This is a genomic window from Paenisporosarcina sp. P4_E4_2 (assembly GCF_056401595.1).
Window position 1 is genome coordinate 1 of sequence record NZ_JBFUJC010000307.1, and the last position, 3,797, is coordinate 3,797.

The 3,797-nt window shown below is 35.4% G+C and carries 5 protein-coding genes; 1 reads left to right on the plus strand and 4 read right to left on the minus strand.

Annotation, left to right across the window (positions count from 1 at the left end; all coding sequences use genetic code 11):
• A partial coding sequence (locus AC1DSB_RS16000) for an NAD(P)H-dependent oxidoreductase (protein ID WP_477587097.1) occupies positions 1–280 on the minus strand: 280 nt, incomplete at its 3' end.
• Positions 281–399: 119 nt separating this feature from the next.
• Here AC1DSB_RS16000 and AC1DSB_RS16005 point away from each other — a divergent pair.
• The gene (locus tag AC1DSB_RS16005; RefSeq protein ID WP_477532328.1) at positions 400–843 is read left to right on the plus strand and encodes a MarR family winged helix-turn-helix transcriptional regulator; all 444 of its coding nucleotides are present in this window, start codon (positions 400–402) and stop codon (positions 841–843) included.
• Between the two features lie 505 nt (positions 844–1,348).
• Here AC1DSB_RS16005 and AC1DSB_RS16010 read toward each other — a convergent pair.
• From AC1DSB_RS16010 to AC1DSB_RS16020, 3 genes are all read right to left on the minus strand, one after another.
• Complete coding sequence (locus AC1DSB_RS16010) at positions 1,349–1,885, minus strand: iron transporter (RefSeq protein ID WP_477532319.1); 537 nt, start codon at positions 1,883–1,885, stop codon at positions 1,349–1,351.
• A gap of 62 nt (positions 1,886–1,947) precedes the next feature.
• A complete protein-coding gene (locus tag AC1DSB_RS16015) occupies positions 1,948–2,397 on the minus strand; it encodes a hypothetical protein (RefSeq protein ID WP_477532320.1) in 450 nt (149 codons plus the stop codon).
• Positions 2,398–2,857: 460 nt separating this feature from the next.
• On the minus strand, positions 2,858–3,781 hold the full coding sequence (locus AC1DSB_RS16020) for an alpha/beta hydrolase fold domain-containing protein (RefSeq protein WP_477532321.1): 924 nt from the start codon (positions 3,779–3,781) through the stop codon (positions 2,858–2,860).
• Positions 3,782–3,797 lie beyond the last annotated feature (16 nt).

Consider the following 3,797-nt stretch of genomic DNA (forward strand, 5'->3'; position numbering starts at 1 on the left):
TAGCTGGAGGACGTCCCCACCAGATCGGATATATGAAAACTATTTTATCGGCCCAAATAATTTGTTCTCTATACTTTTCAAGTTGGGGATCGGAGTGCATATCCCTTCTGCGTTTTTTCTCATTGAAAACTAGGATCGGATTAAACTCCTCTTTATATAAATCCAGCACCTTTATCTCCGCTTTATTGGGGTTCTCACTGCTTCCTTGGATGACCTTTTGAAAAAATGCATAACTTAGGCTCTGATGATTTGGATGAGTATATATTACAAGCGTTCTCATTGTGCCACCTCTTTACTTATCATTTGATAAACAAATCGTAACACACTCTTTTTTAGTTATCAAATGATAATTGTATTATAACAACTATTTTGTTATATTGTCAGTAAGAGGTGATCCTTCTGGACAAAAAAGCTTTATTTCATAAATTTGTGGCCTTTACTACTTCTGTACATCAAGTGACGCATGAAATTACAAAAGATGTTAAATCCGATTCTATTACCCCCGTTCAACATAGTATTCTTGAATATATAGCGGTTAGTCAGCCCGTTACCATTAGTCAAATTAGTGATTGTCAGAATATGTCCATGCCTAACACGAGCCGTGAACTGAAAAAACTAAGCGAAAAAAATCTATGCGAAAAATTTGCCGTTGCCGAGGATCGACGAAAGCAATATATCCGTCTTTCCAAAGAAGGCGAAGTCATGATGAACGAAGCCTTTAAACATATAGAAGCCCGTTTCCTGCAACGGATAAAGGAGGCGTCCGATGAAGATTTGGAAGAAATTAATCGGTCGCTGGATGTGCTTCACTCAAAAGTGTTTTATTCAAGTAAATCATTATGAAGGTGAAAGGCCTATCGTGCTGCACCTCCAAATACGACAAACTCTTTCCCTAAATGGGAGGAGCTCGTCTTTTAACTTGCAAGAAAATCTCTATCCCGTTACTTGAATAAGAGAAAGACTTTACTCCTTATTGAAGTAAGCGCAAGTTTATGGAATGTTTTATGTGATTTTTCTTAAAGAAAAGCACTCATTGATCGATCCTGTTTCCAAACTTATACGTCGATTGGCTTGTGCTACCCCTAAAACAGAAAAAGGCTAAATCATAAGATTTAACCCTTTCACTATTTAGAATTTCTATTTATCATATAACTTAATCCCACTTAGTTCATTGCTATTAAAACTTATAAAAAGCAAAAGACGATTTAACCTTTTTAGAGGCTAAATCGTCTTTTCTTTATAAAATCGCCCCGAAGTTTTTTAAAAATATGAAGTCATTCCAATTATCGAAACCACTTCTATAGCAGCGTCGGTTCCGCAAAGGGCAACGATTTCTGCTCGTATTTATTTATTTTTGAGCCCCATCATACTTAAATTCCCACTTTAAAGTCATTGGTTCATAGAACTTTTCAACATCTTCAGCGTGACGAGATAAATCAGGTTCGCTGATTTGAAAAGTTAATTCATAATTACCAGGTTCAGGTAATAAAACATTAGAAGCATAATGTGGGTCACCTGCTACCATTTGATACAATTGCCCTTGATCTACATCTTCATCTGTATCAAGATTATGTATCTTATAGCCATTTGTTAGATATGGAATCCATTCACCTTCATGAAATCCAAAAGAATTGTTTTTTGCTGCATGAATGTCGGCTTCTAAGTGAATGTTTCCTTCTTTTCCTCCACGCTCAACAGGAGCTACTTCAACTGAATGGGGCAAATAAACAGCATTAATCTCCATTCCATTTTTAATTACCTGACCAATCATTACATCTTCTCCAGCTTGACCTTCATGTTCAGAACCATGTTCTTTCTGATTAGTGCAAGCCGATAATACTAGAATTACTAATGATGCCAAAAATAAGATTAAGTATCTTTTCACAAGCTATCCCTCCCCATATCGATTTTATTTATCATTTCTAAACTTTGTTCGAACTGCTCATTTTAATTCCAGAGTTTTTTCAGCGGAACTCGGAATTTTGTATCTCTAAGTCTGTTAATAGTTAAGGAAAATAAATGATCTATTTTGAAATATTGATCCAAGCTTAAACTATAAATCTGTCTTTCTCTTAGTAACAAGCAAAATGCGCTTGTATAAAGGGTAAGGCTCATTACATTGATATTACCTGAGAGAAGAAAATTTATATGCATAAAGAGACAAGTCAGAATAGATGGAAGTATCATAAATCCTGCGATGAGGAACAAACCAAGCATCATTTGAACGATGGGAATGGAATAATTTAAACCCATCACGTGCTTTAAAGCTACCTCGCCAATAAGGAATTTGTAAAAATCTGGTACATTAGGTTTATCTAATGCTGTCACCAGATATTCACTAAGAAATACTCCGGGTTGAGCAAACCACGAATGCCCTGTGGAACCTCCTTTTCCCAAAATCTTCGTAACTCCCGCTAAAAGCCAACCTACCCCAAATAGAATACGCATTAAAACGACTAAAGATTGAAACACGTGTTTTCCAAGTTTGTTTTGATCTATATGATAATGATTTTCATTGTCAATTACATCCGTGCAGTATCATAGCTTCGCTTGTTATACGAGATCTACTTCCCAACCAGCCTCAAACATGTTTCTTCAAGTAGGGTTAGACAGTTTAGTTCACGGATCATCGTCCCACGCACCCGTACTTCCTACCCTGGCTACTGATATCTTAAATCCAATAAAAATAAGGTCAACCAGTAAAAACTGGTTGACCTTATAATACGAAAGCATTCGTGAGTTTAAGTGCAATCCTTCACAATCTTACATCCTGACCATTTAATGACAAAAATACTGCCTAAATGACGCTCTAGGCCTTTAACTCAAGCACTCTTAACTTGCAGTTGATAGACCTCAATTAGTTATTAATGATCTCAATAATTTTTTGTTGAGCATCTTTAGCTTCAGGGATTGGCATTACAACAAACGCATGGTTCATTTTTGGATAAACAAATGTTTTGTTCTCAATTCCTTGCTCTGTTAGTTTTTCATCAAGTTTTATAGCATCTGGATATAAACCTTCGTGTGTTCCAATAAAGTGAGTGATTTTCCCAAGTCCTTTAAAGTTACCGTAGATTGGACTAATTAATGGGTCATCTATGTTCTTATCAGCTGCCCAAATCTTTGTAATCACTTCCATTCCTCCAATAGCCAACATTGGGTCCTTTTTTTCATATTCAGGTATAAGAGGGTTATCAAGTCCCATATCAACACATGCAGATAGCAAAATGATATCTTTTGGTTGAGGTATATTGTTCGTCTTTAAAAGTTGTGCCAAACCAAGTGATATATTTCCGCCTGCCGAATCCCCCATGATGGTCAATTGTTTAGGACTTTCAACGGTTCCAAGGATTTCTTTATATAGGTTTAAGAGTTTTGGGTAGGTGTGCTGATAATTAAAATTAGGTACTTTAGGATAAATAGGAGCAATAATTTTTGCATTTAATGATTGTGCCATTTTATCCATGAACCTCCAATGAAAAATTAAAGGTTGATTAGTCCAGGCACCTCCATGTATATAAAGAATTACTTTTTGTTCTAAAGATTTTTGGTCATTTAATGTGAAAACCTTTATGTCCTCAATTACTTGCTCCTTAATATCACTGGAAAATTTAGCATTCCCTATAACATATGGCTTAATATTTTCAGTTCCCCTTTGTTTTACGAACTGCGAGGTGTTTTCAATAGTGGAAAAACCCTTTTTTGTATTTCGCAAAGTTAGATATTTTTCAAAAAGATAACTTTGTATAGAACGTTTTTTGCTGTAAATTTGTAAACTCATTTATATCCCCTTTCAC